Source organism: Terriglobia bacterium (assembly GCA_020072785.1).
Lineage (GTDB): Bacteria > Acidobacteriota > Terriglobia > Acidiferrales > UBA7541 > Acidiferrum.
Window position 1 is genome coordinate 678315 of the sequence record JAIQGG010000001.1, and the last position, 25250, is coordinate 703564.

General features: G+C 64.8%; 23 protein-coding genes. 11 read left to right on the forward strand and 12 right to left on the reverse strand.

Annotation, left to right across the window (positions count from 1 at the left end):
* The first annotated feature begins 186 nt into the window (after nucleotides 1-186).
* From LAN61_02925 to LAN61_02955, 7 genes are all read left to right on the forward strand, one after another.
* Entirely contained in the window at nucleotides 187-1728 is a 1542-nt protein-coding gene (locus tag LAN61_02925) for a YifB family Mg chelatase-like AAA ATPase (GenBank protein ID MBZ5539454.1), read from the forward strand.
* Nucleotides 1729-2011: 283 nt separating this feature from the next.
* Nucleotides 2012-3643: an ATP-binding cassette domain-containing protein gene (locus LAN61_02930; GenBank protein ID MBZ5539455.1), complete on the forward strand. Its 1632-nt coding sequence runs from the start codon at nucleotides 2012-2014 to the stop codon at nucleotides 3641-3643.
* A gap of 395 nt (nucleotides 3644-4038) precedes the next feature.
* Nucleotides 4039-4515: an ATP-binding protein gene (locus tag LAN61_02935; protein MBZ5539456.1), complete on the forward strand. Its 477-nt coding sequence runs from the start codon at nucleotides 4039-4041 to the stop codon at nucleotides 4513-4515.
* 15 nt (nucleotides 4516-4530) lie between these two features.
* Nucleotides 4531-4875: an STAS domain-containing protein gene (locus LAN61_02940; protein MBZ5539457.1), complete on the forward strand. Its 345-nt coding sequence runs from the start codon at nucleotides 4531-4533 to the stop codon at nucleotides 4873-4875.
* A gap of 52 nt (nucleotides 4876-4927) precedes the next feature.
* Entirely contained in the window at nucleotides 4928-5257 is a 330-nt protein-coding gene (locus LAN61_02945) for a cold shock domain-containing protein (GenBank protein MBZ5539458.1), read from the forward strand.
* A 93-nt stretch (nucleotides 5258-5350) separates the two neighbouring features.
* Nucleotides 5351-6466: a tRNA epoxyqueuosine(34) reductase QueG gene (queG, locus tag LAN61_02950; protein MBZ5539459.1), complete on the forward strand. Its 1116-nt coding sequence runs from the start codon at nucleotides 5351-5353 to the stop codon at nucleotides 6464-6466.
* A 237-nt stretch (nucleotides 6467-6703) separates the two neighbouring features.
* Nucleotides 6704-7315, forward strand: coding sequence for a superoxide dismutase (locus LAN61_02955; protein ID MBZ5539460.1), 612 nt, complete (start codon nucleotides 6704-6706; stop codon nucleotides 7313-7315).
* Between the two features lie 95 nt (nucleotides 7316-7410).
* Here LAN61_02955 and LAN61_02960 read toward each other — a convergent pair whose 3' ends face one another.
* Nucleotides 7411-7992, reverse strand: a complete 582-nt coding sequence (locus LAN61_02960) for a LuxR C-terminal-related transcriptional regulator (protein ID MBZ5539461.1) — start codon at nucleotides 7990-7992, stop codon at nucleotides 7411-7413.
* 511 nt (nucleotides 7993-8503) lie between these two features.
* On the opposite strand from LAN61_02960, the gene LAN61_02965 reads away from it, so the two are divergent.
* Nucleotides 8504-9277, forward strand: a complete 774-nt coding sequence (locus LAN61_02965; GenBank protein MBZ5539462.1) for a urate hydroxylase PuuD — start codon at nucleotides 8504-8506, stop codon at nucleotides 9275-9277.
* A gap of 23 nt (nucleotides 9278-9300) precedes the next feature.
* Here the strand turns inward: LAN61_02965 and LAN61_02970 are convergent, their stop codons facing one another.
* Complete coding sequence (locus tag LAN61_02970; protein MBZ5539463.1) at nucleotides 9301-10506, reverse strand: glycosyltransferase; 1206 nt, start codon at nucleotides 10504-10506, stop codon at nucleotides 9301-9303.
* Nucleotides 10507-10586: 80 nt separating this feature from the next.
* On the opposite strand from LAN61_02970, the gene LAN61_02975 reads away from it, so the two are divergent.
* Complete coding sequence (locus tag LAN61_02975) at nucleotides 10587-10931, forward strand: YbjQ family protein (GenBank protein ID MBZ5539464.1); 345 nt, start codon at nucleotides 10587-10589, stop codon at nucleotides 10929-10931.
* A gap of 26 nt (nucleotides 10932-10957) precedes the next feature.
* On the opposite strand, the gene LAN61_02980 is transcribed toward LAN61_02975, so the two are convergent.
* The 7 genes from LAN61_02980 to prfA all read right to left on the reverse strand — a co-directional run bounded on the left by LAN61_02980 (nucleotide 10958) and on the right by prfA (nucleotide 20478).
* On the reverse strand, nucleotides 10958-11569 hold the full coding sequence (locus tag LAN61_02980) for a hypothetical protein (GenBank protein ID MBZ5539465.1): 612 nt from the start codon (nucleotides 11567-11569) through the stop codon (nucleotides 10958-10960).
* A 187-nt stretch (nucleotides 11570-11756) separates the two neighbouring features.
* Nucleotides 11757-14189 carry an endopeptidase La gene (gene lon / locus LAN61_02985; GenBank protein MBZ5539466.1) on the reverse strand — a complete coding sequence of 811 codons (2433 nt, stop codon included), beginning with the start codon at nucleotides 14187-14189 and terminating at the stop codon, nucleotides 11757-11759.
* A gap of 258 nt (nucleotides 14190-14447) precedes the next feature.
* Complete coding sequence (locus LAN61_02990; protein MBZ5539467.1) at nucleotides 14448-15785, reverse strand: CCA tRNA nucleotidyltransferase; 1338 nt, start codon at nucleotides 15783-15785, stop codon at nucleotides 14448-14450.
* Nucleotides 15786-15906: 121 nt separating this feature from the next.
* Nucleotides 15907-17022, reverse strand: a complete 1116-nt coding sequence (locus LAN61_02995) for a serine/threonine-protein phosphatase (GenBank protein ID MBZ5539468.1) — start codon at nucleotides 17020-17022, stop codon at nucleotides 15907-15909.
* A gap of 92 nt (nucleotides 17023-17114) precedes the next feature.
* Nucleotides 17115-18335, reverse strand: coding sequence for a DNA polymerase IV (dinB, locus tag LAN61_03000; GenBank protein ID MBZ5539469.1), 1221 nt, complete (start codon nucleotides 18333-18335; stop codon nucleotides 17115-17117).
* 97 nt (nucleotides 18336-18432) lie between these two features.
* On the reverse strand, nucleotides 18433-19377 hold the full coding sequence (gene prmC, locus LAN61_03005) for a peptide chain release factor N(5)-glutamine methyltransferase (GenBank protein MBZ5539470.1): 945 nt from the start codon (nucleotides 19375-19377) through the stop codon (nucleotides 18433-18435).
* A 24-nt stretch (nucleotides 19378-19401) separates the two neighbouring features.
* Complete coding sequence (gene prfA / locus LAN61_03010; protein ID MBZ5539471.1) at nucleotides 19402-20478, reverse strand: peptide chain release factor 1; 1077 nt, start codon at nucleotides 20476-20478, stop codon at nucleotides 19402-19404.
* A 234-nt stretch (nucleotides 20479-20712) separates the two neighbouring features.
* On the opposite strand from prfA, the gene LAN61_03015 reads away from it, so the two are divergent.
* Nucleotides 20713-21837, forward strand: coding sequence for a Rieske 2Fe-2S domain-containing protein (locus LAN61_03015; protein ID MBZ5539472.1), 1125 nt, complete (start codon nucleotides 20713-20715; stop codon nucleotides 21835-21837).
* 34 nt (nucleotides 21838-21871) lie between these two features.
* Here LAN61_03015 and LAN61_03020 read toward each other — a convergent pair whose 3' ends face one another.
* The 3 genes from LAN61_03020 to rpmE form a co-directional block, all read right to left on the reverse strand.
* Nucleotides 21872-22543, reverse strand: coding sequence for a hypothetical protein (locus LAN61_03020; GenBank protein MBZ5539473.1), 672 nt, complete (start codon nucleotides 22541-22543; stop codon nucleotides 21872-21874).
* Nucleotides 22544-22572: 29 nt separating this feature from the next.
* A complete protein-coding gene (locus tag LAN61_03025) occupies nucleotides 22573-24162 on the reverse strand; it encodes an FAD-dependent thymidylate synthase (GenBank protein MBZ5539474.1) in 1590 nt (529 codons plus the stop codon).
* Between the two features lie 116 nt (nucleotides 24163-24278).
* Complete coding sequence (gene rpmE, locus LAN61_03030; protein ID MBZ5539475.1) at nucleotides 24279-24524, reverse strand: 50S ribosomal protein L31; 246 nt, start codon at nucleotides 24522-24524, stop codon at nucleotides 24279-24281.
* Nucleotides 24525-24757: 233 nt separating this feature from the next.
* Here rpmE and LAN61_03035 point away from each other — a divergent pair, with 233 nt between their 5' ends.
* Complete coding sequence (locus tag LAN61_03035) at nucleotides 24758-25246, forward strand: hypothetical protein (protein ID MBZ5539476.1); 489 nt, start codon at nucleotides 24758-24760, stop codon at nucleotides 25244-25246.
* The last annotated feature ends 4 nt before the right edge of the window (nucleotides 25247-25250 follow it).

Genomic DNA, 25250 nt, shown 5'->3' on the forward strand with positions numbered 1-25250 from the left:
CACAAAGCAGAATTGGGTAGCGCCAGCTGACGCCGCCACTATACGTGGCGCAGGCGCGGCTGTAAAGACAGCAGCGCGGGGACGAGGCGCGCGCGAAGGGCGCTCCCGGTGCGGTTGGATTGACGCTAGCATACCTTGGTATTTTCGTATAATCTGCGCAACGCGGGCAACGAGCTTCCCTCTGCGATGCTCTTTAAAACTATCAGCGCATCGGTGTACGGAATCGACGCGTACCTTGTCGAGGTCGAGGTGGACGTGGGCTCGGCGCGGCTGCAGGATTTTAACGTGGTGGGCCTGCCGGACAACGCGGTGAAGGAAAGCCGCGAGCGGATCAAATCCGCGCTGCGCAACTGCGGCTTCGAATTTCCCTACGGGCAGGGCGTGACCATCAATCTGGCGCCGGCGGACGTGCGCAAGGAAGGCTCGGGGTTCGATCTGCCGATGGCGCTGGGGCTGGTGGGGTGCATGGGCGGATTTTTCGGCAAGCCGCTGAACCAGTGCATGTTTCTGGGCGAGCTGTCGCTGGACGGCACGGTGCGTCCGGTGCGCGGGGCGCTTTCCGCGGCGCTGGCGGCGCGGGAAGCGGGGCTGCGGGCGCTGGCGGTGCCGGAGGCCAACGCGAAGGAGGCGGCGGTGGTGGAGGGCGTGCAGGTGTTCGCGGTGCGCTCGCTGCCGCAGGCCGTGGACCTGGTGAACGCGCCGGAATCGTTCCAGCCGGTGCGGGTGGATGCGCGGCAGATGCTCTCCGAGGCGGCGCAGTACGCGGTGGACCTGCGCGACGTGCACGGACAGCAGGCCGCGAAGCGCGCGCTGGAGGTGGCTTGCGCGGGCGGCCACAACATCCTGTTTCTCGGGCCCCCGGGCGCGGGCAAGACCATGCTGGCCAAGCGCATCCCGACGATACTGCCGCCAATGTCGCTGGAGGAGGCGATCGAGACGACGCGCATCCATAGCGTGGCGGGGACGCTGGACGACGGGCGGGGGCTGGTGGGCACGCGGCCGTTCCGCTCGCCGCACCACACGATCAGTGACGCGGGGCTGATCGGAGGTGGTGCGGTGCCGCGTCCCGGAGAAGTTTCGCTGGGGCACAACGGGGTATTGTTTCTGGACGAACTGCCGGAGTTTCAGCGCAACGTGCTGGAAGTGCTGCGGCAGCCGCTGGAAGACGGCAATGTGACGATCGCCCGCGCGGCCGTTTCGGTGACGTTTCCCTCGCGGTTCATGCTGGCGGCGGCGATGAATCCCTGCCCGTGCGGGTATTTCGGGGACCCGACGCGGGAATGCCACTGCACGCCGCCGCTGATCCAGCGCTACGTCTCGAAGATTTCGGGGCCGCTGCTGGACCGCATTGACATTCACATCGAGGTGCCCGCGGTGAAATACAAGGAGCTGCGCGCGCCGTCTTCGGCGGAAGATTCGGCCACGGTGGGCCAGCGGGTGCTGGAGGCGCGCGGGAGGCAGCTGGCCCGCTATGCGGCGGAGAAGAAAACCTACGCCAACGCGCAGATGTCGCCGAAGATGATCCGCAAGTTCTGCGCGATCACGGCGGAGGGGGAGAAGCTGCTGGAGAACGCGATCACGCGGCTGGGGCTTTCCGCGCGGGCGCACGACCGGATCCTAAAGGTGGCGCGGACGATTGCCGACTTGGACGCGGCGGAGTCGATCGAGCCGCGGCACCTGAGCGAAGCGATCCAGTACCGCACGCTGGACCGGACGTATTGGGCGTAGGGGTGGATTTACGGGAAAAGCACAGCCAGGATTGGCTGGGCCACGAAGGCATTGTGCGGTACAATTAAGAGGTAATTTCACGAGACTCGAGAAGCAGAAGTAAGGCAGAGACCCAGAGGACACCGAGCGAAGCAAAAGAAGTGGCGGCTTTTCGCGCGCTGGCGTTTTATCTGGGCCGGCAGACGGCAGTTCCCACTGCATCGCAAACTCCCCCGGAAGTGGAAACGCGGATAGGCACAGGGAATTTGCGCTCAAATCTTGCACGAAGGACAGGTTAAGCAGCTTGCTATACGTTAACGACATATCCATGCGCTTCGGCGGACGAATTCTGTTCGAGGACGTCACCTGTACGTTCATGGCCGGACGGCGCTACGCCGTCAGCGGGCCGAACGGCGCGGGCAAGTCCACGTTCATGAAGATCCTGACGGGGGAGATCGAGCCCAGCAAGGGATCGATCACGCGGCCGAAGAAACTGGGCGTGCTGCGGCAGGACCAGTTTGCCTTCGACGAGTTTCGCGTCCTGGATACGGTGATCATGGGCAACGCGCCGCTGTGGAAGGCGCTGGAGGAACGGGACAAACTGTATGCCAAGCCGCACGACCAGCTGACGGACGCGGACGGGATGCGCCTGGGGGAGCTGGAAGGCGTCGTCGGGGAAGAGGGAGGGTACACGGCGGAGGCCGACGCCGCGGTGCTGCTGGACGGCCTGGGCGTGGAAGCGGCGCTGCACGAGCGCAAGATGGGCGAGCTGCAGGGCGGACAGAAGGTGCGCGTGCTGCTGGCGCAGGCGCTATTTGGCAGCCCGCCGGCGCTGCTGCTGGACGAGCCGACGAACAACCTGGACCTGGATTCGGTGCACTGGCTGAAGGAATATTTGTGCAACTACGAGGGCGTGCTGATCGTGATCTCGCACGACCGGCACTTCCTGAACAGCGTGTGCACGCACACGGCGGACATCGACTACCAGACGATCATCATGTACAACGGCGGGTACGACGACATGGTGCTGGCCAAGACGCAGATCCGTTCGCGGATCGAGGCGGACAACGCGGTGCGCGAAAAGAAGATCGCGCAATTGAACGATTTCATCGCGCGGTTTTCCGCGGGCACGCGGTCCGCGCAAGCCACCTCGCGCAAGAAGGAAGTGGAGCGGCTGCAGACCTCGGAGCTGGCCCGGTCCAACATCCAGCGGCCGTACATCCGCTTTGCGATCAACCGGCAATCGGGACGGCTGCCGCTGGAATCCAAGAGGCTCGCCAAGTCGTACGACGATCTGAAGGTGATCCAGGGATTTTCGGCCAGCGTGACGCGCGGGGAGAAGATTGCGCTGACGGGGCGCAACGGTGCGGGCAAGACCACCCTGTTGAAATCGCTGATCCGCAATGCCAACGGATTCCTCTCCGAGGCGGAGCGGCAGTTTCCGATCGACAGCGGCAACGTGGTGTGGGGCCACGAAGTTTCGGTGGGCTACTTCCCGCAGGACTTCGGCGATGCCCTCGACAAGAGCAAGGGCATGACGGCCATCGAATGGCTGTGGCAGTTCGAGCCGCAAGCGTCGCAGGAGGAGCTTCGGGGCCTGTTGGGACAGATGCTCTTCAGCGGGGAAGACGCCCTGAAGCCCACGAAGGCGCTTTCCGGGGGAGAGACGGCGCGCATGATTTTCTGCCGGCTGATGCTGCAGAAGCCGAATTTCCTGGTGCTGGACGAGCCGACCAACAACCTGGACTTGGAATCGATCAACGCGCTGAACATCGCTCTGCAGAAGTACGAGGGCACGGTGCTGCTGGTGACGCACGACGAAGATGTTCTCGACGAAGTGGCCACGCGCATCTGGCATTTTGAAGACGGAAAGATCGAGGACTTCAAGGGCCCCTACGCGGAGTACCTGGCATACGCGGAAGAAAAGGCCTCCTAGGTTTAGAAGCCGCGACTGGCGCCACCCGGGCCGGGGTGGCGCTCCTCCGAAACACCCACTCCAATCTCCTTTCTTACAGGCAAAGAGAAAAAACATAGCCAGGATGGGCTGTGCCACGGGCAATTTCTCGCGCAGCGGAGCTGCGGGCGCGCCGGGGGCGGCGAGGAACGCCGGGCGCAAGCGGGTGTGCCGGCGCGGCACGAGTGATCGCATCTGGAACAGTTCGAAAAATTTCGTCGCAAGCCCCCGATTTGGCAGGCTGCCGCATTGTGCGGAAAGGTCTGTGCCGGACGCGAGGTTTTTTGCCCCGGGCCTTCCATTGACTCCGGCTCTCACGCTATGCTAGCCATAAGAATTTGAAGTCAAGGGGTAGCGCTTTCGGTAACAGGCCAGGGATGGAGCCAGAGAGCAAGCATCTCGAACTGACGCTGCAGACCAAGGTGGAGAGCGTGAGCCTCGCCGAGGAGGCGTGTCTGCGCGTGGCGGAGGCTGCGGGGTTCGGGGAAGACGAGTGCTACCGAATCGGGATGTCGGTGCGGGAAGGCGTGATCAACGCGTTTCATTACGGGAATGAGGAGCGCCCGGAGAAGAAGATTTATCTGTCCGTGGAGATGACGCCGGAAAAGATGGTCATTCGCGTGCTGGATGAAGGGGCGGGGTTCGACGTAAAAAATGTGCCGGACCCGCTGGCTGAAGAGAACCTTCTAAGCACCTCGGGACGCGGCATTTTTCTGATGCGCGCCTTCATGGATGAGTTTGAAGTGGCGCAGGGCCGCACGGGCGGGGCCGAAGTGATCATGAGCAAGCGACTGCCGGGGCCGGCCGCTGCGTCGCCGAACGGCGATGGCGCTGCGCCGCATCGCGAATCGTAGCCGGTCGAAAACGGTATGAACATGCGGGCCACAGCGCGCGAGGCGGGAGGGGTCCTGGTGGTGGACCTGAGCGGGCGCATCCTGCTGGGCGATGACAGCGCCTACCTGCGCAAAATGATCCGCAGTTTGCTGGACGAGGGCCGCACGCGCATTGTCCTCAATCTCGCCGACGTGGACTACATTGACAGTTCGGGCATCGGGGAACTGGTGAACGGCTATTCCACGGTGCGCAGCCGGGGCGGGGAGCTGAAGCTGCTGAACCTGAACCAGCGCGTGCGCGATCTCCTGCAGCTCACCAAGCTGTACACGGTCTTCGACGTGCACACCGAAGAAGCCATGGCTCTGCGCAGTTTCCTCTAGCCCGGCGCTCTCCGCATCTGAATCTGGACAGACGGCTGGGTTTTGTGCCAAGATGCGCCCGCGTTTTCGAGCTGTGGAGTTCCGTGGTCCCTCGAGGAGCTGCGCGAGCGGTTCTTCCCGGTGTGCGGTGCGCCTGGCACGACGCTATTCTACCCGCAGAGGAGTACCGAAGTTGAGCAGAGAGCAAGGTGTGGTGAAGTGGTTTAACGCATCCAAAGGCTACGGCTTCATCCAACGTCAGTCGGGCGAGGACGTCTTTGTCCACTTTTCGGCAATCCAGATGGACGGATACAAGACGCTTTCCGAGGGACAGCAGGTTGAATTCGAGGTCAAGCAGGGTCCCAAGGGCTACCAGGCCGAAAACGTAACCGGCGTCAGCTGACGCTCCTTCCGATAGAGGCCCCGCCGTCAGCGGCAGGGCCTTTTTCTTTTCCGCGGCTCGCCCCCGGCGCGCTTCTGTTGCAGAATCGTAGCCGTGCCGAATCTTCCGGATACCGCGTGGATCAACGAGCGCGCCCGCGCTCTGGGCTTCGCGCTGTGCGGGGTAACGCCGGCGGCGGCCTTGCCTGAGTTGGAACGGCTTGCGGAGTGGCTGGGGCGCGGCTACGCGGGAGAGATGGGCTATCTCGCGGATGCGCGGCGCGGCGATCCGGCGCGCGTGCTGCCCGGAGTGCGGAGCATCATCGTCTGCGCGCTCCCCTACAACACCGGAAAGCCATTCTCCACGCACGTCCCCGCAGAAAGCACAGGCGAAGGGCCGCGCGGGTGGATCTCCCGCTACGCCTGGGGCGAGGACTATCACGGGGTGGTGGGCGGGAAGCTCGAGGAACTGGCCGCGGCGCTGCGCGAGCGCTTTGCGAAACCGTTCGAAGCCCGCTGGTACGTGGATACCGGCGCGATCCACGAGCGGGCCTACGCGCGGCACGCCGGGCTGGGCTGGCTGGGCAAGAATACGCTGCTGCTCAACGAACAGCTCGGATCACTTTTTTTCCTGGGAGTCATCCTGACGACGCTGGAGCTGGCGCCGTCGCTGGGCGCCGCAGAGGCGCCGCCGCCGGACTTGTGCGGAAACTGCCGGCTGTGCCTGGACGCCTGCCCGACGGATGCCTTCTCCGAGCCGTACGTGCTGGACGCGCGGCGCTGCATCTCCTATCTGACAATCGAGTTGCGCGGGGCTATTCCGGAGGAGTTGCGCGAATCGCTGGGACGGCACGTCTTCGGTTGCGACATCTGCCAGGAGGTGTGCCCCTGGAACGCGCGCGCGCCGGTGAGCGAACTAAACGCGTTTCAGCCGCGCGTGAGCGGCGGGGAATCGCTGTTTCACCCGCGGCTGGAATGGCTGGCCGCGCTCGGCGAAGAAGAGTTCCGGGAGTTGTTTCGCGGCAGCCCGCTGAAGCGCGCGAAATGGCGCGGGCTGGTGCGCAACGCGTGCGTGGCGCTGGGCAACGCGGACCTGCATGGCGATGCTGCGGCACAGGCGCGGGTTCGCGCGCTGCTCGAGAGGTTGGCGGCTTCGCCGGAGGCGCAGGTGGCGGAAAATGCGCGGTGGGCGCTGGCGCGCATGGAAGAGAAAGCGAGCCGGAATTCCTGAGCGGCGGGCGGAAACGCGGCCCGGGCCAGCGGACTGCGCTATAATGCGGTGTCGTACCGCACCCGGCCCCCATTCGCATCCGAGGAGCCCCGCATGAATCGCCGCGGATTTCTTGTCGGCTCAAGCATTCTCGGCGCAGGAATTCTGGGAGCGGGAAGCTCCGCCGCCGGGTTGCTGCGCGCCGGAAGTTCGAAAGGTTTTCGAGAAAATCCAAATCTCAGTTGGGAGGAAAAGACCGTGGCATTCACTCTGCCCGCACTGCCGTACGCGTTCGACGCACTGGAACCGTACATTGACGCCAAGACCATGGAAATTCATCACGGCAAGCACCATGCCGCCTACATCAACAATGTGAACAAGGCGCTGGAGGGCCACCCCGATCTGCAGGCCAAGTCCTTGGACGACCTGCTCAAGGGCCTGGATGCCGTGCCCGAAGGCATTCGCACCGCCGTGCGGAACAACGGCGGCGGGCACTGGAACCACTCGCTATTCTGGAGGTTGATGAAGAAGGGCGGCGGCGGAGAGCCCAAGGGCGATCTGGGCGCGGCCATCAACGCGGCGTTCGGCTCGTTCGCAGGGTTTCAGGAGAAGTTCGCGGCCGCGGGTTTGGGGCGCTTCGGCTCGGGCTGGGCCTGGCTGCTGGTGAAAGACGGCAAGCTGGCGGTGGACTCGACGGCGAACCAGGACACACCGTACCTGCTGGGAGCCAAGGCGGTGCTGGGCCTGGACGTTTGGGAGCATGCCTACTACCTGAAATACCAGAACCTGCGCGGGGACTACATCAAGGCGTGGTGGAACGTCGTGAACTGGGACGCTGCCGCCGACCTGTACGCCGCGGCTAAGAAGTAACGCCGCCCCCGGGCAGCGCTGGAAAGCAGACGGCCCTCCGTTCCTCAGGAACGGAGGGCCGCTGTTTTTCCGGAAGAGTTGGGGGCCACGAAACTCTACGCCGTGAGCTGGCGCTTCAGCAGTGTGGCCACCCGGGCACCCGGGTTTGCAGCAAGGCGGCAGGCCGGGAGCGCCGAATGGCTGCGCAGTTCGCGGTTCACCGCCGGGATGGGAGTGGGTTCGACCGAGGCCGTGGGGTGAAGCGAAACAGACACCCGCGATGCCTCGCGCACCAGCTCCATGCGGCCCCGCACGCGGAATTTCGCCAGCAGCGAAGAAACATGGAATTTGATGGTGCGTTCGGAGAGGTTCAATGCAGAAGCGATTTCCTTGTTGGCCTGACTGCGCAGAATTCCGCGCAGGACTTCTTCCTCGCGGCGGGTGAGCTTCACGCCTGCGTTCACGGCGCGGCCCGCGTGGAGCAATTGCTCGGCTTTTTCGGTGATGCCGCCGAGCAGATTGCTGCGCACTTCGACCATCACCGCATAATCGCCGGGGGTCTGCCCGCGTACCAGGCAGTGCATGGCCAGCAGCGCGGCGGCATGCTCGGAGGGCAATTGCCCGTCGGGACCCGCCTGAACGTGGAATTGCGGCATGCCGGTGCGTTTTTCGTAGAAGAAGAATGTTTCCCGGGTCATGCGATTTTCGGAATGCAAAGAGGACCGCTGCGTTGCTCTTCTGCGAATAACCCTCACGTGCACCTCGTTGTCGGCGGCAAAGGGAGCAACCCCGACATTTCGCTTGGATTGTGTGATCGCCTCTTGTGGAGGCTGGTTGCAACAGTCAGGGTGGTCAGAAAGCTGCTGAGCCGCCCCATGGAAGGCCTGGCGTGCCAGGCCGCGATCCGCAGGCTGCAGGCGAGGGTGATGAAGAGGAGGTGCCTGGTCCCGCATTTCGCACTTAATACCCCTACGCCCATTACGGAGCAATTTGCCTTCCTTTCCACAATATGAACATCTATCTGAAACTGAGCGAGTTAGAAGCGAGGAAGAGCTCCTATTGGCGTAATAAATGGGTAGGATTTGCATAGTCCCCGGAAAATTTCTCCTGTGCAAATCGAACTTGCTTCGAAAATCCCCACATCTCCAGTACAATCAGCGCTCTGCGCAATCTGCCCGCTCTTCAGACCGAATATGCAGGAGGTTTGCGATGCACATCGAGGTTATGGCCCTGGCACTCGCCGGCTCCCTGAAAGTACAGTTTCCAGCGCAGGGGGCGGATTTCGAACAGATATTGCTGCGGTGGATTCATTTGGGGGCGGGCATCACCTGGCTCGGGTTACTCTATTTTTTCAATCTGGTGAACGGACCATTTCAGAAAGATTTGGACGAGGCCACGCGGGGCAAAGTGGTGCCGTTATTAATGCCGCGAGCGCTGTGGTGGTTCCGCTGGTCGGCCGTGGTGACGGTGCTGGCGGGTTTCCGCTACTACATGATACTGGCGAAGACGGACGCCCAGAACGCCGGGGTGCCGGGCCTGTTGGGGCGCTGGCTGGGGACGTGGTTTCTAGTGTGGACGCTGGCGTGGCTGGTGGTCTACCTGTTGCTGAAGTTCGCGAAGGGGCCGCTGGCCAACGGCTGGGTGCTGGCGATAGCTGTGACGCTGGTGCTGGCAGCGGCGTCGTGGGGCATTTTGGAGCTAGTAGCGGATCCGGCCGCGGGCAACCGCACGCTGGCTATCTCCGTGGGCGGGGGCATGGGCTACTTCATGATGCTGAATGTGTGGGGCGTGATCTGGCGCTGCCAGAAGCGGCTGATCGCCTGGACCAAAGCGAGCACCGAGCAGGGCACGCCCATGCCGGCGGAGGCCGCAGCCCTGGCGCGGCTGGCGTTCCTGACTTCGCGCACCAATTTCTGGCTCTCCTTCCCGATGCTCTTCTTCATGGCCGCTGCGGCGCACTTTCCGTTCCTCAGCGGGCAATAGCGTGGAGCCGGTGCCGTGGCGGGTCAGCCCGGGAGGATTTTCGTCTGGTTGGGGGAGATCAGGCGGTAGCGGATGCCGCGCCAGCGCAGGGTACGGGTGAAGGCGGTAGCTGCAAAGTTTAGGAGATACAGGAAGGGCACGACAAGGGCCAGCAGCGTCCAGACCCAGGCCAAATCCATGATCTGCGCTTTCCAGGCGGGCAGGAGTTCGCTGACGCCCGTGGTGCGCTGTACGCCGCGGATGGTCGCCAGGACCAGGGGGAAGAGCGTCAGCATGGCCAGATGCAGGGCGGGGCGCGCGGCGATCAGGTTGCTGAGGACGAGGCCGGCGCCGAGCAGGAGCGTGGCGCAGTAGAGCAGGTGCGTGGCCACGGCGCGCCACCACATATTCGGGGCGTAGACGCGGGTGATGAGCATCTGGCGGTTGGTGAATTCCAGCAGCCCGGCGAAGTCCGTGGCCGGGAAGGAAGGCGTGAGGCACTCGGGCACGAAAAGAATGGGCTTGCCGGCGTGCTGCAGCATGCGGGTCATCGAATAATCGTCGCTCAGCGAAGTGCGCCATTCCTCGTAGATGCGGGCCTGCAGGAAGACGTCTCGGCGGATGGCCGTGCCGCCGCCCCAGCAGAAATTGCGGTGGGGGTTGCCGAGCAGGGTAACGACCGGGGCGTTCCAGGCGGCCAGGAGGGCCGTGGCCAGGTTGTCGCGCGCGGGGAGAAACCAGCGCATGGTGGTGGCCGCACCAAGCTTGGGATCGTTCAGCGGAGCCACCAGCTGCTGCAGCCAGTGGCGGCCCGGGCGGCCGTCGGAATCCGCGAAGACGAAGACCTCGAACTCCTCGGGAAGCTGCTCGAGCGCCACGCGCAGGTTGTTCACCTTCTCGCCGCAATCCACAGGCGCGCCGGCAATGACCATGTGCGCTTTGTTTTTGGCGCCCTCGATGACGCGCTGCAGGATGCCGTGCGCGGGATCCGCCGCCGCGGCCAGGATGAAGAAGACCTCGTAGTTGGGATAATCGAATTCGCACAGGGCGCGGAGGTTCTGCTCCAGGCCGGCTTCCAGGCCCTTGCAGGGACAGAGCACGGCGACGCGCGGGGCGTAGAAGCCGGAGTGCGAGCGCATCCGCTGGCGGAGATAGGCGAGCCAGCGCACGCCATCGGCGGCCAGGTAAAGGCCGGCGAGGATCTGCAGTCCCGCCAAGAGATAGAAAAGTTCCAACATTACCGCGAGCATAACAGAGCCGCGGGGGTCGCGCACAGCCCGCAAGACAGATAGAATCGCAGCGGTAAACGCCCCGCGAGGAGGGGGAGTGCATGTCCGGACGAGTGGATTCGAGTATGGTGACGACGGCGAACGAACTGCCGGGCTACCGCATCGTGCACAATTTCGGGATCGTGCGCGGCATCGTGGTGCGTTCGCGCAGCGTGATCGGGACGCTGGGCGCCGCGCTGCAGACCTTTTTCGGGGGCAACATCACAATCCTGACCAACCTCTGCGAACAGACCCGCGAGGATGCCTACGAACTGCTGCTGCAGCATGCGGCGCAGCACGGCGCCAACGCCGTGGTGGCCATGCGCTATGACGCCACGGACGTGATGCAGGGCGTCACCGAGGTGCTGGCCTACGGCACGGCGGTGCAGGTCGAACGCCTCCCCTGAGGGATCGCCGCGCGAAAATTCGGCGCTCAGGGTGCGGGCGTTTTGCCGGGTGGATGGAGGATGGATTCGGCGACCTGCGCGGTGAGGCGCTCGATGTCGTTGAGCGCGCGGGTGGCGGCCACGCGGGCCTTCTCGAGGAAAGATGTGTCAAGGAGGAAGGCGCAGCGGTCGACGAAGGGGTGGTTGGTAGTGTCGAAGGGCTTGCGGTTGCGCCGCGCAGGAGCCGCCGCGGCCACCAGATCCTCGTACATGCGCAGGCCGTTCTGAAACTCCAGGGCGTCTCCCGCGGTCCATTTCTGGCGGTGCGCTAGGGCGCTGAGGAATGTGCGGCGGAAGCCGGCATCCCGCGCGGCGGCGCGTTTTTTCGATTTTTGCGCAGCGGGTCTTTGGACGGCGACGATCTCGAGGGCCCGCACGGTCATGGCCAGCAGGGCCTCGCGTTGCAGCAGGTAGAGCAGGTCGCGGTAGAGCGCGGCGTGTACCTGCAGGCCGAAGCGGCCGTGCTCGACGACGTAGGAGTCCACGAAGCGCGGCACGATGCGCTCGCGGTGCAGGGCTTCGGCCAGGCGCTCGGCGAGTTCCGCGGGAAGATCGCGTCCGGGCCGAGCGGCCCGTGCGGGTTGTTTTCGGGCAGGCATCGGACGTGTCCATGGTAGCAGGAGAGCGGACAGGCGGAAGAGCGAAGCCGTGAGGGCGGCCCGTAGTCAATTGGGCTGAGGGATCGCGGCTTGGTGGCCCAGGCTGAATATTGTGCCACGGGCGGTGCAAAAGAAAAGGCCCCGCGATTCGCGCGGGGCCTTTTCTTTGCGATCGTAGAAACGCTGGTTAGTGGATAGCGCGGGGGCTTTCTCCGCTGAGGCGCTTTTCCTTAGGGGCCGGGGCCGGTTGCGGAGAGATCGGCGGAGCCGCAGCCTCTTTCTCCAGCGCGTGTTCTAGCACTTCATCGAGTGTACGCACGTAGGTGATCTTCATGTCGCCGAGGATTTCCGGCGTGAGGTCCTGCGTGGCGTTGGGTTCGTTGTCCGCGGGCAGCAGCACTTCCGTGATTCCGGCGCGCTTGGCGCCGAGAACCTTTTCCTTGATGCCGCCGACTGGCAGCACCACGCCGGAGAGGGTCAGCTCGCCAGTCATGGCCACGCGGCTGCGCACCTGGCGCCCGCTCAGCAGGCTGACCAGGGCCGTGACCATGGCCGCGCCGGCCGAGGGGCCGTCCTTGGGCACCGCGCCGGAGGGCACGTGGATGTGGATGTCCTGCTTGCGGAAGAAGTCCGGCTCGATGCCGTAGCGTTCGCCGTTGGAACGCACCCAAGTGAGCGCGGCGGTCATGGACTCCTGCATGACTTCGCCGAGATGCCCGGTCATGGTGAACTGCTTGCCGCCGCGCATGCGGCTGGCTTCGATAAAGATGATGTCGCCACCCACCGGCGTCCAGACGAGGCCCACGGCGACGCCGGGCTGCTTGACGCGCTCGTCGATCTCCTTTTCGGTGCGGTACCTCTGCACTCCGAGGTATTCGCGGACGGTGTTCGGCGTCACCGTCAGCTTGTCCGTCTTGCCTTCGGCGATGCGCCGCGCCTGCTTGCGGGTGAGCGTGGCGATCTCGCGCTCGAGATTGCGCACCCCGGCTTCCCGGGTGTAGCTGTGGATGATCTCCTGGAGCGCTTCCTCGGTAAAGTCCAGCTGCTCGCCGATGGTCAGGCCGTGTTCGCTGGCCTGCTTGGGGATCAGGTATTTGCGGGCGATGTGAATCTTCTCCTCGCCCGTGTAGCCCGGCAGTTCGATGATCTCCATGCGGTCGCGCAGCGGCTCGGGGATGGGATCCATCCAGTTGGCGGTGGCGATGAAGAGCACCTTGGAGAGATCGAAGGGCACGTCGAGATAGTGGTCGCGGAAGGCCACGTTCTGCTCGGGATCGAGCACCTCCATGAGCGCCGAGGAGGGATCGCCACGGAAGTCGCGCCCCAGCTTGTCCACTTCGTCGAGCATGCACACGGGGTCGTTGGTCTCCGCGCGTTTGATGCCCTGGATGATCTGGCCGGGCAGCGCGCCGATATAGGTGCGGCGATGGCCGCGGATTTCGGCTTCGTCATGCATGCCGCCGAGGGCGATGCGCACGAACTTGCGTCCCAGCGAGCGGGCAATGGATTTGCCGAGCGAGGTTTTGCCCACGCCGGGAGGCCCGATGAAGCAGAGGATCGGTCCCTTCATTCCCGGCTGCAGCTTTTTCACGGCCAGGAAGTCGAGGATGCGCTCCTTTACTTTTTCCAGGTCGTAGTGGTCTTCGTCGAGGATTTCACGGGCCTTGGCGATGTCGATGTCTCCGGCGGCCGCGAACTTGTTCCATGGCAGCGACGTCATCCACTCGAGGTAGGTGCGAGAAACCATGTATTCGGCCGAGGCCGGGGTCATTTTCGCCAGGCGCTTTACCTCGCGGTCGCATTCCTTCCTGGCTTCCGCCGACATCCCGGCCTCTTCCACTTTCTTGCGCAGTTCGTCGATCTCCTGCAGGGTGTCGTCGCCGTCGCCGAGCTCCTTCTGGATGGCCTTCATCTGCTCGCGCAGGAGGTATTCGCGCTGGTTCTGGCTGACCTGCTCCTGCACCTGCTCCTGAATCTTGGAGCGCAGTTCGAGGACTTCCAGCTCCTTGGAGAGCTCGCGGATGAGGGTTTCCAGACGCTTGCGCACGTTGATGGTTTCCAGCAGTTCCTGGCGCAGCAGGGTGGAGAGGGACGGCAGCGTCCCGGCGATGAAGTCGGCCAGGCGGCCGGGATCGTCAATGTTCAGCGCCACGGATTGCAGTTCGTCGGAAAGCTGCGAGGAGTGGCTGACCACCTCGCGGAAAAGATCCTGAGCCTGACGCTGCAAAGCTTCCAGCTCCGCGTCCGGCTCGCCGAAGAAGTCCGGCTGGGCCTCAGCGCGGGCGCGCAGGAAAGGGCGGAAGCTGATCAGCTCGATGATCTGAATGCGCTGGACGCCTTCGAGAAAGACAACGACATTGCCGTTGGGCATCTTGACCGTCTTGTGGACCTTGGCCAGGGTGCCGACCTTGTGCAGATCCGCGGCGGTGGGGTCCTCGATGCGCGGATCGAGCTGGGCGACCACCCCCAAGAGTTTTTCTTCGCCGCTGAGGGAATTCACCAGGGACAAGGAGGTCTCGCGGCCTACGGTCAAAGGCAGGACGGCGCCCGGGAAGAGAACCGTATCGCGAACGGGAAGGATGGGAAGCGTTTCGGGCACTGCAGTTTTCTTATCAGCCATGGTGTCTCCCGCAAAGCTCAAACCGCTGAAGGCCTGAGCCGAACAAAAAAATTAGATGCGCCGTAGAGGTAAAAGGTTCGGCGACATGTGCTTGCAATCATCAATAAATATGAGTATGCACGACTAAAGTATATACAGCGTGCCGTAAAATGTCTATAATTTTCTATATCATAATCATTCTGCACGCTTTACATTGATAATCCTACAAAACTGTGCCTACTTTTTATCCGCCAAAAGTGTTTTATCGGACAGAGGCTCTTACGCCTTAGCCTTTGCCCGGCCATACTCCCGGAGCACCAACGCCAGAGCCTCCTCCCGGTTGCGCACCTGCCCATCCAGCTGCGCATCTTCAACAACGCGCAGGATGGTGGAAAAGACCGGCCCGGGAGCAAAACCCAACTCCTTGAGGTCTTCCCCGGTGAGCAGGCGTTCCGGGCGGACCTGGCTGGGCGGGGTTTCGGCCAGAAAACGCTGCACAAAGTCGTAGGCGTCGAGCTTGCGGTGGCTGGAGAGGCAGTCCAGGCGGTGCAACTCGAGATGCTCGTCGAAGCGAGGCAGGCGCAGGAAGCGCTTGAGTGTGGCCACGCGCATCTGCTCGACGTCCTTGAAGCGCAGGTGGTTGGCCACCAGGGCCACGATCTGTTGGGTATCGTCATGGGAAAAGCGCAAACGCTTACAGATCTCCTCGGTCATCCGCGAGCCCACTTCCACGTGGCCGTCGAATCGGATGCGGTCGCCGGTCTCGGCGGCGGAACGGAAAGTGGGCGGCTTTCCCACGTCATGCAGGAGCACGCCCCATGCCAAAGTGGGCGGCGTTCCGGCCGGGAGCTGTTCCAGCATCATCCGGGTGTGAATCCAGACATCGCCTTCCGGGTGGTACTGCGGAGGCTGCGCCACGCCCTGCATCCGGGCGACCTCCGGCAGGACCGCCTCCAGCAGGCGGCCCTCGTCCAGCAGTTCGAAGCCGCGGCGCGCAGCGCCTTCGATGAGCAGCTTGGTCAGCTCCTCGCGAATGCGCTCGGCGGAAACCTGCACGATCTCCGGGGCGTGCTGCTGCACGGCGGCGAAGGTGGCCGGATCGATGGCGTAGGCGAACCGCGCGGCGAAGCGCACGGCGCGCAGCAAACGCAGCTTGTCCTCGGCGAAGCGCCGGGCCGGCTCGCCGATGGCGCGGAGGATTCCCGCGCGCAGGTCGGCCTGCCCGCCGACGTGGTCCAGTATCTCGCCGGTTTCCGGACGCATGAGCAGGCCGTTGATGGTGAAGTCGCGGCGCTGCACATCCTCCTCCGGGGTGCGCGCATAGACGACGCGGTCGGGATGGCGGCCGTCGGAATAACCGACGTCGGAGCGGAAGGTGGCGACTTCGACCTTCGCGCCCTCTTGCTGCACGAGGACCACGCCGAACTGCGCGCCCACGGCAATGCTCTCGGGAAACAGCTCCAGCACGGCGCTGGGCGGCGCGTCGGTGGTGACGTCGTAGTCGGCTGGCTCGCGGCCCAGCAGCAGGTCGCGCACACACCCGCCCACCAGCAGCGCTTGAAAACCGTTGCGGCGGAGAAGTTCGCAGATCGATTGGGCCAGCTGGCGCGAGTTCACGCCCCGATTATGCTCCACGCGCCCCACGGGAGAAACGCCTGCTTTGTGGAAAGTTCCTTGTGGGGGTCCGGCACTGCGGGCGCGGCGGTCGCCGGACAAATTCCGCACCAGGAGGCTGGGTTCAGGGCTTGCGGCGGAAGACGAGGCAGGTGATATCGTCGGACTGGCGCGTGGTGCCGACGAATTCGTCGACGCGCTGCATCAGCGACTGCAGCATCTCCGCGGCGGACGCTTGCGGCAGGGCGCGGATGGCCGCGAACCAGCGCTCGTTGCCGAATTCGCTGCCGCTGGCGTCGAAGGCCTCGACGACGCCGTCGGTGTAGAACACGGCCACATCGTCCTTTTCCAGGACCAGGCTGCCGGTTTCGTATTTTGCGCCGGGCTGGATGCCGAAGGGGAGGCCGCCTTGGGAGAGAAATTCCAGGCTGCCGTTGGCGCGGCGCAGGACAGGCGCGTTGTGGCCGGCGTTGACGTAGACGAACGCGCCCGTGGCGGGGTCGTATTCGGCGAGCACGGCGGTGGTGAAGCGGCGGCCGTCGAGGCTGTGCGCGCAGGCGTAGCGGTTTAAGCGCGTGACCAGCGCCTGCAGCGGAACCCTTTCGCTGGCAATGGTGTGCAGGCTGGCCTGCAGGGTGGCCATCAGCAGCGCGGCGGGAACGCTTTTCCCGGCGACGTCGGCGATCACCACAAGCAGCGGGCCGTTTGCAGCGGCGGCGTCCGCGCCGGGATAGAAGGCGTCGTAGTAGTCGCCGGCGACGGTGTTCTGCGGGCGCGCGGCAAAGGCGATCTCCGCGCCGGGAACTTCCGGAGGCGCGGCGGGCACGAGCCAGCTCTGGATCTCGCGGGCGATCTCCAGGTCGCGCTTCATGGTGATTTTGTCGGTCAGCTCCAGCGCCAGGAGCACAAAGAGCGTTGCGGCAGCGAGAAACTTGAAATCCAGGCTGAAACCGCTGCTGCCGGAGCGGAAGTCGATGCCGGAAAGCGCCAGCATGACGAGCGCCGCCAGCAGGAGGACGCGGCGCGCCGCGGACAGTTTCATGAGCATGGCCTGGAATAGGGCCCAGGCGACGTGGAAGGGGCGGCGCCAGCGCGAGGCAGCTTTGAATTCGTCCCAGTCCACTTCGCGGGAGTAGAAGCCGTAGCTTTCCCGGGCGTCGGCGGCAAACTGCGCCCACAGGTCATCGACCTGGCGGCCTTCGCTCACGCGCTGCCAGAAGTGGCGCGAGCGGGCGCGCAGGCCGGGGCGGCGCGAAGCTTTGGGATGGGGCGTGCTGCTCATCAGCGTGAAGTATAGAGCATCAGCGGGCCTTCGCGGGCGCGGCGGCGGGCTCAGGAGCCGTCGCGGGGGAGCGAGCCGCCAAAGCGCACGGAGCCGAAGCCGAAGCGGTCGCGCAGGCGGTCGGCGGCGCGTGTGAGCTTCTCCAGTTTTTCCTGGCCTTCGGTGTCCAGCAGATTGAGCTGCTGGACGCCGTGTTCCAGGCCGCTGAGCGAGACGCCGAGGAGGCGGATTTTTCTCCGGCGGTCCCAATTGGCGCGGAACAGCTCCAGGAAGACGCGGAAGATGCCGGCATCGAGGCGGGCCGCCGCGGGCAGGGTGCGCGAGCGCGTGTGCGTTTCGAAGCCGGCGTAGCGGATGGTCAGGGTGAGCGTGCGCGCGTCGAGGCCCGCCTCGCGCAGGCGCTTGCAGGCCTTCTGCGAGAGGTGGCTGAGCATTCCTTCGAGCGCCTGGGCGTCGCCGGTGTCTTCACCGAAAGTGTGGTTCTGGGAGATGGACTTGGGCTCGGCGTCGATCACGAATTCGTAGGCGTCGCCGCCGCGGGCCTTGCGGTGCAGGGCCGTGCCCCACTGCCCGAAAACTTTTTCCAGTTTTTCCTGCGGAAGGGCGGCGAGCTGCGCCACCGTCTCAATGCTCAGGGCGCGCAGGGCGCGCTCGGTGACTTCGCCGATTCCGGGAATCTTGCGCACCGGCAGCGGCGCCAGGAAGCGCTCTTCGCTGCCCGCCGGGACCCACAGCAGACCGCGGGGCTTGGCCTGGTCGGAGGCGACTTTCGCCACCAGGCGCGTCGCGGCCAGTCCGCCGGAGCACGGCAGATGGGTGGTGCGCGTGATTTCGGTGAGCAGCTTGTGCGCGGCGGCCAGCGGCGGGCCGTGCAGGCGCTGCGTTCCGGCGAGGTCCAGATAGGCTTCGTCGATCGAGGCCATCTCGACGACCGGAGAAAATTTCGCGAGGATGGCGGCCACGCGGTCGCTCCACAGTCCGTACTTGGCGTGGTCGCCGTCGAGAAAGACGGCGTGGGGGCAGAGCCGCGCGGCGGTGCGCAGCGGCAGCGCGGAGTGAATGCCGAATTTGCGGGCCTCGTAACTGGCCGCGGAGACCACGCCGCGGGCGTCGGGCCGGCCGCCCACCACCACCGGCTTGCCGCGCAGCTCGGGGCGCTCGAGCAATTCGACGGAGACGAAAAAGGCGTCCATGTCCACGTGCAGGATGGCGGCTTCGGCGGGGAGCGCCGCTTCGGTCTGTAATCCGCGGAGTCGGGCGAGTTGGGTCATGGCGTTGCTACAGGGAAGAGTACGCCGGTCGCGGCGCGGCGACAATAACCTGCGTGCCCGTAGCACGGGCAACATGCTGCGGGGGGTGAAGAGCGGACTATCGGTGCGTGCGCTCGGCGGAGATGACGCGGGGGATGCCGGCGAGATCGTTGGTCACGGCGACGTTGGCCCATGCCGGGAAGTCGAAGAGCGGGCGCACGGCGGGCAGGCTGTCATGGCCCAGCTCGAGGACGAGCAGGCCGCCGGGCTTGAGGCGCGCCGCGGCCTGGGAGATGAGATCGGCGTAAAACTCGTAGCCCTCTTCGCCGCCGAAGAGCGCCAGTTCGGGTTCATGCTCGCGCACCTCGCGGGGCAGCGCCGGCGCTTCGCGGCGTCCGATATAGGGGGGATTGCTGATGATGAGATCGAGAAAACGTGACTCGTGCTCTGCATCCTGCGGTTGTAGGGGCACGGCTCGCCGTGCCCGTCCAGCAGTGGCAACACCTTCCAGAAGATTACACCGAAGGAAGTGGATGCGGGCGGCGACGCCGTGGCGTTTGGCATTGCGACGGGCGACGGCGAGGGCCGCTGCGGAAACGTCCGTGGCGAAGATTGTCGCGCCGGGGAGCTCCTTGGCCAGCGTGACGGCGAGGCAGCCGGAGCCGGTGCCCACGTCGGCGATGAGCAGCCCCGCGCCCTGCGTCTTCTGCGGGCGGGAGGCGCGGAGTTCGCGGACGGCGAGGCGGTCGAGGGCCACTTCGATGAGATGTTCGGTTTCCGGGCGGGGGATCAGGACGTCCGGGGTGACCTCGAACTCCAGGCCCCAGAACTCCTGCTTGCCGGTGAGATGCTGCGTGGGTTCGCCAGCGGCGCGGCGCGTGAGGAACGCGGCGAAGCGCTGGGCATCGGCCGGCGCGAGCTCCGCTTCGGGATGCGCGTAGAGCCAGGCGCGGTCGCGCCCCAGCACGTGCAGGAGCAGCAGCTCCGCGGCTAGCGTATAGGAAGGCACATGCGCCTCGCGCAGTTGGGCGATGCCCTGCTTCAGTGCGGTGCGTACATCCATACGATTCGTGTTTCCGCCGAAGTATCAGGCCTCGGCCAGCTCCTGCTGCAGGCGCTCCGATTCGTAGTGCGTGACCAGGCCGTCCACCAGCGCGCCGAGTTTGCCCTCCATCACGTCCGTGAGCTGGTGCAGGGTCAGGCCGATGCGGTGGTCGGTCACGCGGTTCTGCGGGAAATTGTAGGTACGGATTTTCTCGGAGCGGTCCCCGGTCTTTATCTGCCCGCGGCGCTCGGCGGCAATCGCGGCGTGCTGCTTTTCCAGCTCCATCTCGTAGAGGCGCGCGCGGAGGACGCGCATGGCCTTGGCGCGGTTCTTGATCTGCGACTTTTCGTCCTGCTGGGAGACGACCAGGCCGGTGGGGAGGTGCGTGATGCGTACGGCGGAGTAGGTGGTGTTCACCGACTGCCCGCCCGGCCCGGAGGAGCAGAAGGTATCGATGCGCAGGTCCTTGGGCTCGATCTTGATGTCGATTTCGTCGGCTTCCGGGAGCACGGCCACGGTCGCGGCGGAAGTATGGATGCGCCCCTGCTGTTCGGTGGCGGGCACGCGCTGCACGCGGTGCACGCCGCTTTCATACTTGAGCTTGGAATAGACCATCTTGCCCTGAATGGCCGCGACGATGTCCTTCAGCCCGCCGAGCGAGGAGGGCGAGCTTTCCAGCACCTCGACGCGCCAGCCCTGGCTTTCCGCGTAGCGCGCATACATGCGGTAGAGCTCTCCGGCGAAGAGCGCGGCCTCGTCGCCGCCGGTGCCCGCGCGGATCTCCAGGATCACGTTCTTGTCGTCGTTGGGGTCTTTCGGCAGCAGCAGGAATTTCAATTCGCGCTCGACGTTTTCCTTCTTGGCCAGGAGCTGCTTTTCCTCGTCGTAGGCCATCTGCTTCATCTCGGCGTCTTCGGCCTCGAGGATCATCAGCTGCGCCCCGGCGAGGTCTTTTTCGATCTGCTTGTACGCGCGGTGCTTCTCGACGATGGCCTGCAGGTCGGAGTGCGACTTGGCGAGCTTCTGGAAGCGCGCGGAGTCCCCGATCACCTGGGGATCGGAGAGCTGCTGGGTCATCTCCTCGTAGCGCGTCTCGATCTGGTCCAATTTTTCCGACAATGTCAAAGCAGCCATGGCAAATCCTTCTGAGTAAAGAAACTCAAAAAACGAAATTCGAAAACCGCGGGAACAAACGAATGAGATGGCTCCGGGAGCCGGAGTCCGTGGCGGGCGCTAATAGAAGGCGGCGTACATCGAATTCATCTGTATTAATAATAGCGTGGATTGGCGTTCCGCGCAAACCGTGCGGCGCGGTTGCTCCGGCGCGCCGCGATGTACTAGGATGCGGCCTGCATGAGCGAAACCGCACAAGAGATCCTGGCGGGCGGCAGCGCACCCGTAAACGAAGGCGATCCCGGATTTCTGTGGGATTTCTGGTATCCGGCGCTGCGCAGCGAAGCGATTCGCGGGCGGAAGCTGGCCACGGCGATGCTGTTGGAAGTGCCGCTGGTGCTGGGCCGCACCAGCGAGGGGCGCGCCTTTGCCATGCGCGATTCCTGCCCGCACCGCGGCATCCCCCTCTCCTACGGGCGCTTCGACGGGCAGACCGTGGAGTGCAGCTATCACGGCTGGAAGTTTGACGGCTGCAGCGCGCGCTGCACGGCGATTCCTTCACTCACCAGCCAGGACAAGCTCAAGGTCGAGCGCATCTCCGCCGGGCACTATCCCTGCGAGGAGCGCGATGGCTACGTCTGGGTGTACATGAGCGCGCCGCGGCAAGCCGGAGCGGGGCCAGGGACGCGGCTGCCGGAAACGCTGCCGCCGGCGCCCGAACTGCCGAAGTTCAGCGATAAATACAAGATCACGCATCTGGAGTGCGATCTCCCCGCGCATATCGATCACGGCATCATCGGGCTGATGGACCCGGCGCACGGGCCGTTCGTGCACCAATCCTGGTACTGGCGGAGCCGGCGCAGCATTCACGAGAAGACCAAGAAGTTCGAACCCATTCCCAACGGCTTTCGGATGAGCCGGCACGAACCTTCCTCGAACAGCGCGCCGTACAAAATCCTGCGTTATTTTTCGGGCGCAGCGACGACGACGATGATCGATTTCCTGCTGCCAAACATGCGCTTCGAAGAGATCCGCAGCGGGCACCTGTGGTTCTCCAGCCGCGCCACGGTGACGCCGGTGCGGCGCGATCTCTGCCGCATCGATTTCGTGGCCGCGTGGAACGTGTTACTGCCGGTGACGGTGTTCCGCATGTTTGCCAAGCCGTTTCTGCGCCAGGACCAGGTGACCATGATCCAGCAGGCCGAGGGCCTGAAGCACAATCCAAACCTGATGCTGATTGACGACGCGGACCGCCCGGCCAAGTGGTATTTTGCGCTGAAAGCCAACCTGCTAGACTCGCGGCGCACCGGCGCGCCCATGGTGCATCCGATGAGCGAACCGGTCACGCTGCACTGGCGCAGTTGACGACCCGCCGGGGGCCGTCGAGGGCTCTCTCTTTCTAGCGCAGCTTCCCCAGGTCGAATTTGGCGGTGACGTGCTGGCCGTCAGGCGTGACCACTTCCATCTCCACCATTTCAGAGGCCACCTCGGCCGCGTCGTATTCCAGCCATACCTGCGCGCCGGCCAGTCCGCCCGAACCGCGTGCGTCGTGCTGATAGACCGGCGCGCCGTGCACGTCGAGCGGCGTGAGTGTGCCGTCTCTCTGGCGCAACTGGAACTGGAAGTCCTGCCAGAAATCATCGGGGCGCAGCTCGAGCCCCTGGCGGTCCGCGGCATCCTGCGCGGATTTGCGGGCCATGGCGAAGGAGTAGGTGGGGGTGAGGTTGAGGACGATGTGGATGCGGACGGTATCCCCGCGCTCCTGGTAGTCCGCTTCGGCCTGCTGCGCGCTGTAGCCGATGCTTCGTGCGCGGGAGAGCTCCACGACTTGGGCGTAGGGCGTGAGCAGCGCAATTTCGGCGACGTGCGGGCCGCTCGGGGGCAAGGGCAGCCGCTTCTGGTAGGGCGCGAAAAACTCCGCGGTCTTCTGATCGTTGCGCTGTCCGAGGAAATAGGCTTCGCGCACCGCGTGCGCGGAGAGCGGCACCTCGTAGGCGAAGAGGGCCTGCGCCGCGAGCAGCAACGTGGCCAGGGCCAGGGCGTTCCGGCGGACGGCGGGTTTGCGATTCATGATCATCGTTAAAGCCGGGCCGCTGGGGGTCAGATGCGGCGCTGGATGTTCGGGAAGTCGAGCCACACTTTTACTCCGCAGAAGTGCGAGCCTTCGGTGCAAATGGGCGTGGTAATGCCTGCGCGCACGTGGCACGGCGGGCCGATGAAGCGCGTCAGCTCCGGGTGCACCTCGCGCAGTTGCGCGATCTCCTCCATGGAGGCCTGGTAGATCTCCTCCTGGGCGTTGAAGCAGGTGCGCATGGTCCACTTGTGCAGCAGATGCAGGAGCGAGCCGCTTTCGACGAGGCGGATGGCCTTGGCGTTGGGCAGGAGGTACAGGGCAATCTCCTGGGACACGCCGCGGTCGATGAGAGCGTTCTTCGCGGCCCAGGCCTCGGCCATGGCGCGCTCGTAGACCTCTTTGGCGCGGGCGTTGCCCTGGATGAGCGAGGGGGTAATGTAATCCGGCTCGCGGGTATCGGTCAGGGTGAGCAGAGGGCGCGAGCCGGGCACCATGCGGTGGCGCTGGTCCTGGCTGTCGGCGGTATGGCTGATTTTCTTGGCGAAGGTGTACGTGGCGTGCTGCAGCGCGCGGAGCATGGGGGCGTGCACGCCGATATTCAAAGTTTCCAGACGGTAGAGGTTGCGCGCGGGATTAAACAGGCGATCGATGGCCTCGGCGTCGCTGCACTGCGCTTCGGTGAGGCCCAGGACGGCGCGGTAGGAGTCGGCCATGACGCGCACCGCGTTCGCGGAATAGTCCACGAGGCGCGAGGTCCTGCCGGCGAGACGCGCGTCGAATTCGCGGGTGAAGGCCTCGCCGGCGCTTGCGTCTTTGGGCGCGTCGCGCCATTCCGGGCGCTCCTCGAGCGGCTCGATGGCGAAGCGATCGAAGAACTCGGGATCCACTTCCCGTGCGCGCGCCACCATCTCGGCGATGACCTGGCGCGCTTCGCTGGGCGTGTCCGAGGCCGCATGCATGCGCCACAGGCGGTGCAGGACGATGCCGGAAACGGTGTGTACCATGGTGGTGAAGGCGGCGACCGGGAGGACGTAGCGCGCCACCTCGATGGCCCGCTTTTCCGCGGCGCGCTCAACTTTGTGCACGCGCTTGGGGTGGGACATCGCGCTGATATTCCAGATTTCGCCGAGGATGCCGCGCGCGTCGTTCACCAACAGGGCCGCGAGCTGGCGGTAGTAGTCCCAGGCGCGGGCGATGGCCCGCTCGTAGATGCCACGCGCCGCCTGGTCAAAGAAAAGCGAGGCTGGCGGCACGTAGGCCTGTGGGCGGTCCAGACGCACGTAGCGCTGGCTCTGCTGCTCGGAGTTGTAGAAGGGATGGGCGTGCAGAAAGGACCAGACGAACTGGCGGCTGACGTTCTCCAGGCCGAATTCGAAATGGGCGTGCTGGAAGACGGTGTGGTGGCCGCTGTAGAAGGTGGCCGCGCCGATGTTCACGCGGTGCTTTTCGGTGGTCTCTTCGGGGCCGATCAGGCGCGAGGCGTAGCAGGTGCGCGCGGCGGCGATGGCCGAGTCATAGGGATGGGCGAAGGCGTTGCGCAGAGTGACGCGCGGCGGCGCCGTCTCCACCAGAGCGCCGGCGCGCATTCCGTCGAACATGGGGGATTGAGTAGCCACGATGCGCCGTCATTCTACACCGAGCACGCTCGCGGAGCACACGGCTCCTCGCTGGCCGGACAAGAGCCGGCCAGGTGCGGTGGTGAAGTGCGCGCAAACGGAAACGTTTCGGACGGTTACTTCTTGTTGCCGGCCTGGATGGCGGCCTGTGCGGCCTGGGCGCTGGCGTACTTCTTCTGGAAGCGCTCGACGCGGCCCGCGGTGTCCACCAACTTCTGTTTGCCGGTGAAGAAGGGGTGACAGTTCGAGCAGATTTCCACCTTCAGCAGCTCGCCCTTCATGGTCGAGCGTGTCGGAAAGGTGTGGCCGCAAGCGCAGTGCACGGTCACGGGATGGTAGTCGGGGTGAATGCCGGGCTTCATGGATGCTCCCTTTCGTCGCGGCCGGTCTGCACGGCTCCCCAAGGGGACTCCAGCCGCGTCGCTAGGCCACAAGACAATTCCTAATTGTACGCGAATTCCTGGGATTCCGCCAATCCCCTGCCGTACAGTGCCCTCCGGCGAAAGCAACGGCGGGGAGTCCCGCGGCCTGGAAGCAGGCCACGGATTTCCGCTTGTCGCACGCGGATTCTTCGCGTAATTTCGCGGATATGCGAGTGGAAATCCTGCCCCATGTCGTTGTTCCGGACGCTTCGCGGCCGGCCGCGGATAACCGCGCACTGCAGGTCTTTCTGGCATCACTCAAGAGCGAAGACTCGCTGTTCCGTGCCACGCCGTGTACGTTGCAGCCGGGGGCTTCAGCCCCGGCCGAGACGCCGTCGTTTTCGGGGGGCGTGGTTCTTTCCTTCGCCAATGAGGCCCACAACAGGGATCGCGGCCTGTACTACGTGCTCATCGAAAAACTGACCGAACTGCTGAAAGAAGCCGGATCCGCCGATGCGCTGGAAGTCCGCCTGGGATTGTGCAACCAGGCCGAGCCCGGCGCACTTGCGGCCCGGAATTCCCTGGTGCTGGAGCTCATCGCCCGGGGGAATTCGCGGGAGCAGGCGGAGTTGCGCTGGGGGCTGGGTGTCGCGCATCTCCAGCAGGCGCTGCTGTTCACCTCCCGCCTTCTTCGCCAGCAACTCTCCGCGCGCAGCGAGTAGATCG

Excerpts from the sequence above, each read along its gene's own strand:
- LAN61_02925 (MBZ5539454.1), top strand. The coding sequence starts at position 187 with ATGCTCTTTAAAACTATCAGCGCATCGGTGTACGGAATCGACGCGTAC.
- LAN61_02935 (MBZ5539456.1), top strand. The coding sequence starts at position 4,039 with ATGGAGCCAGAGAGCAAGCATCTCGAACTGACGCTGCAGACCAAGGTG.
- LAN61_02940 (MBZ5539457.1), top strand. The coding sequence starts at position 4,531 with ATGAACATGCGGGCCACAGCGCGCGAGGCGGGAGGGGTCCTGGTGGTG.
- LAN61_02945 (MBZ5539458.1), top strand. The coding sequence starts at position 4,928 with ATGCGCCCGCGTTTTCGAGCTGTGGAGTTCCGTGGTCCCTCGAGGAGC.
- LAN61_02960 (MBZ5539461.1), bottom strand. The coding sequence starts at position 7,992 with ATGACCCGGGAAACATTCTTCTTCTACGAAAAACGCACCGGCATGCCG.
- LAN61_02965 (MBZ5539462.1), top strand. The coding sequence starts at position 8,504 with ATGCACATCGAGGTTATGGCCCTGGCACTCGCCGGCTCCCTGAAAGTA.
- LAN61_02970 (MBZ5539463.1), bottom strand. The coding sequence starts at position 10,506 with ATGCTCGCGGTAATGTTGGAACTTTTCTATCTCTTGGCGGGACTGCAG.
- LAN61_02975 (MBZ5539464.1), top strand. The coding sequence starts at position 10,587 with ATGTCCGGACGAGTGGATTCGAGTATGGTGACGACGGCGAACGAACTG.
- LAN61_02980 (MBZ5539465.1), bottom strand. The coding sequence starts at position 11,569 with ATGCCTGCCCGAAAACAACCCGCACGGGCCGCTCGGCCCGGACGCGAT.
- lon (MBZ5539466.1), bottom strand. The coding sequence starts at position 14,189 with ATGGCTGATAAGAAAACTGCAGTGCCCGAAACGCTTCCCATCCTTCCC.
- dinB (MBZ5539469.1), bottom strand. The coding sequence starts at position 18,335 with ATGACCCAACTCGCCCGACTCCGCGGATTACAGACCGAAGCGGCGCTC.
- prmC (MBZ5539470.1), bottom strand. The coding sequence starts at position 19,377 with ATGGATGTACGCACCGCACTGAAGCAGGGCATCGCCCAACTGCGCGAG.
- LAN61_03015 (MBZ5539472.1), top strand. The coding sequence starts at position 20,713 with ATGAGCGAAACCGCACAAGAGATCCTGGCGGGCGGCAGCGCACCCGTA.
- LAN61_03020 (MBZ5539473.1), bottom strand. The coding sequence starts at position 22,543 with ATGAATCGCAAACCCGCCGTCCGCCGGAACGCCCTGGCCCTGGCCACG.
- rpmE (MBZ5539475.1), bottom strand. The coding sequence starts at position 24,524 with ATGAAGCCCGGCATTCACCCCGACTACCATCCCGTGACCGTGCACTGC.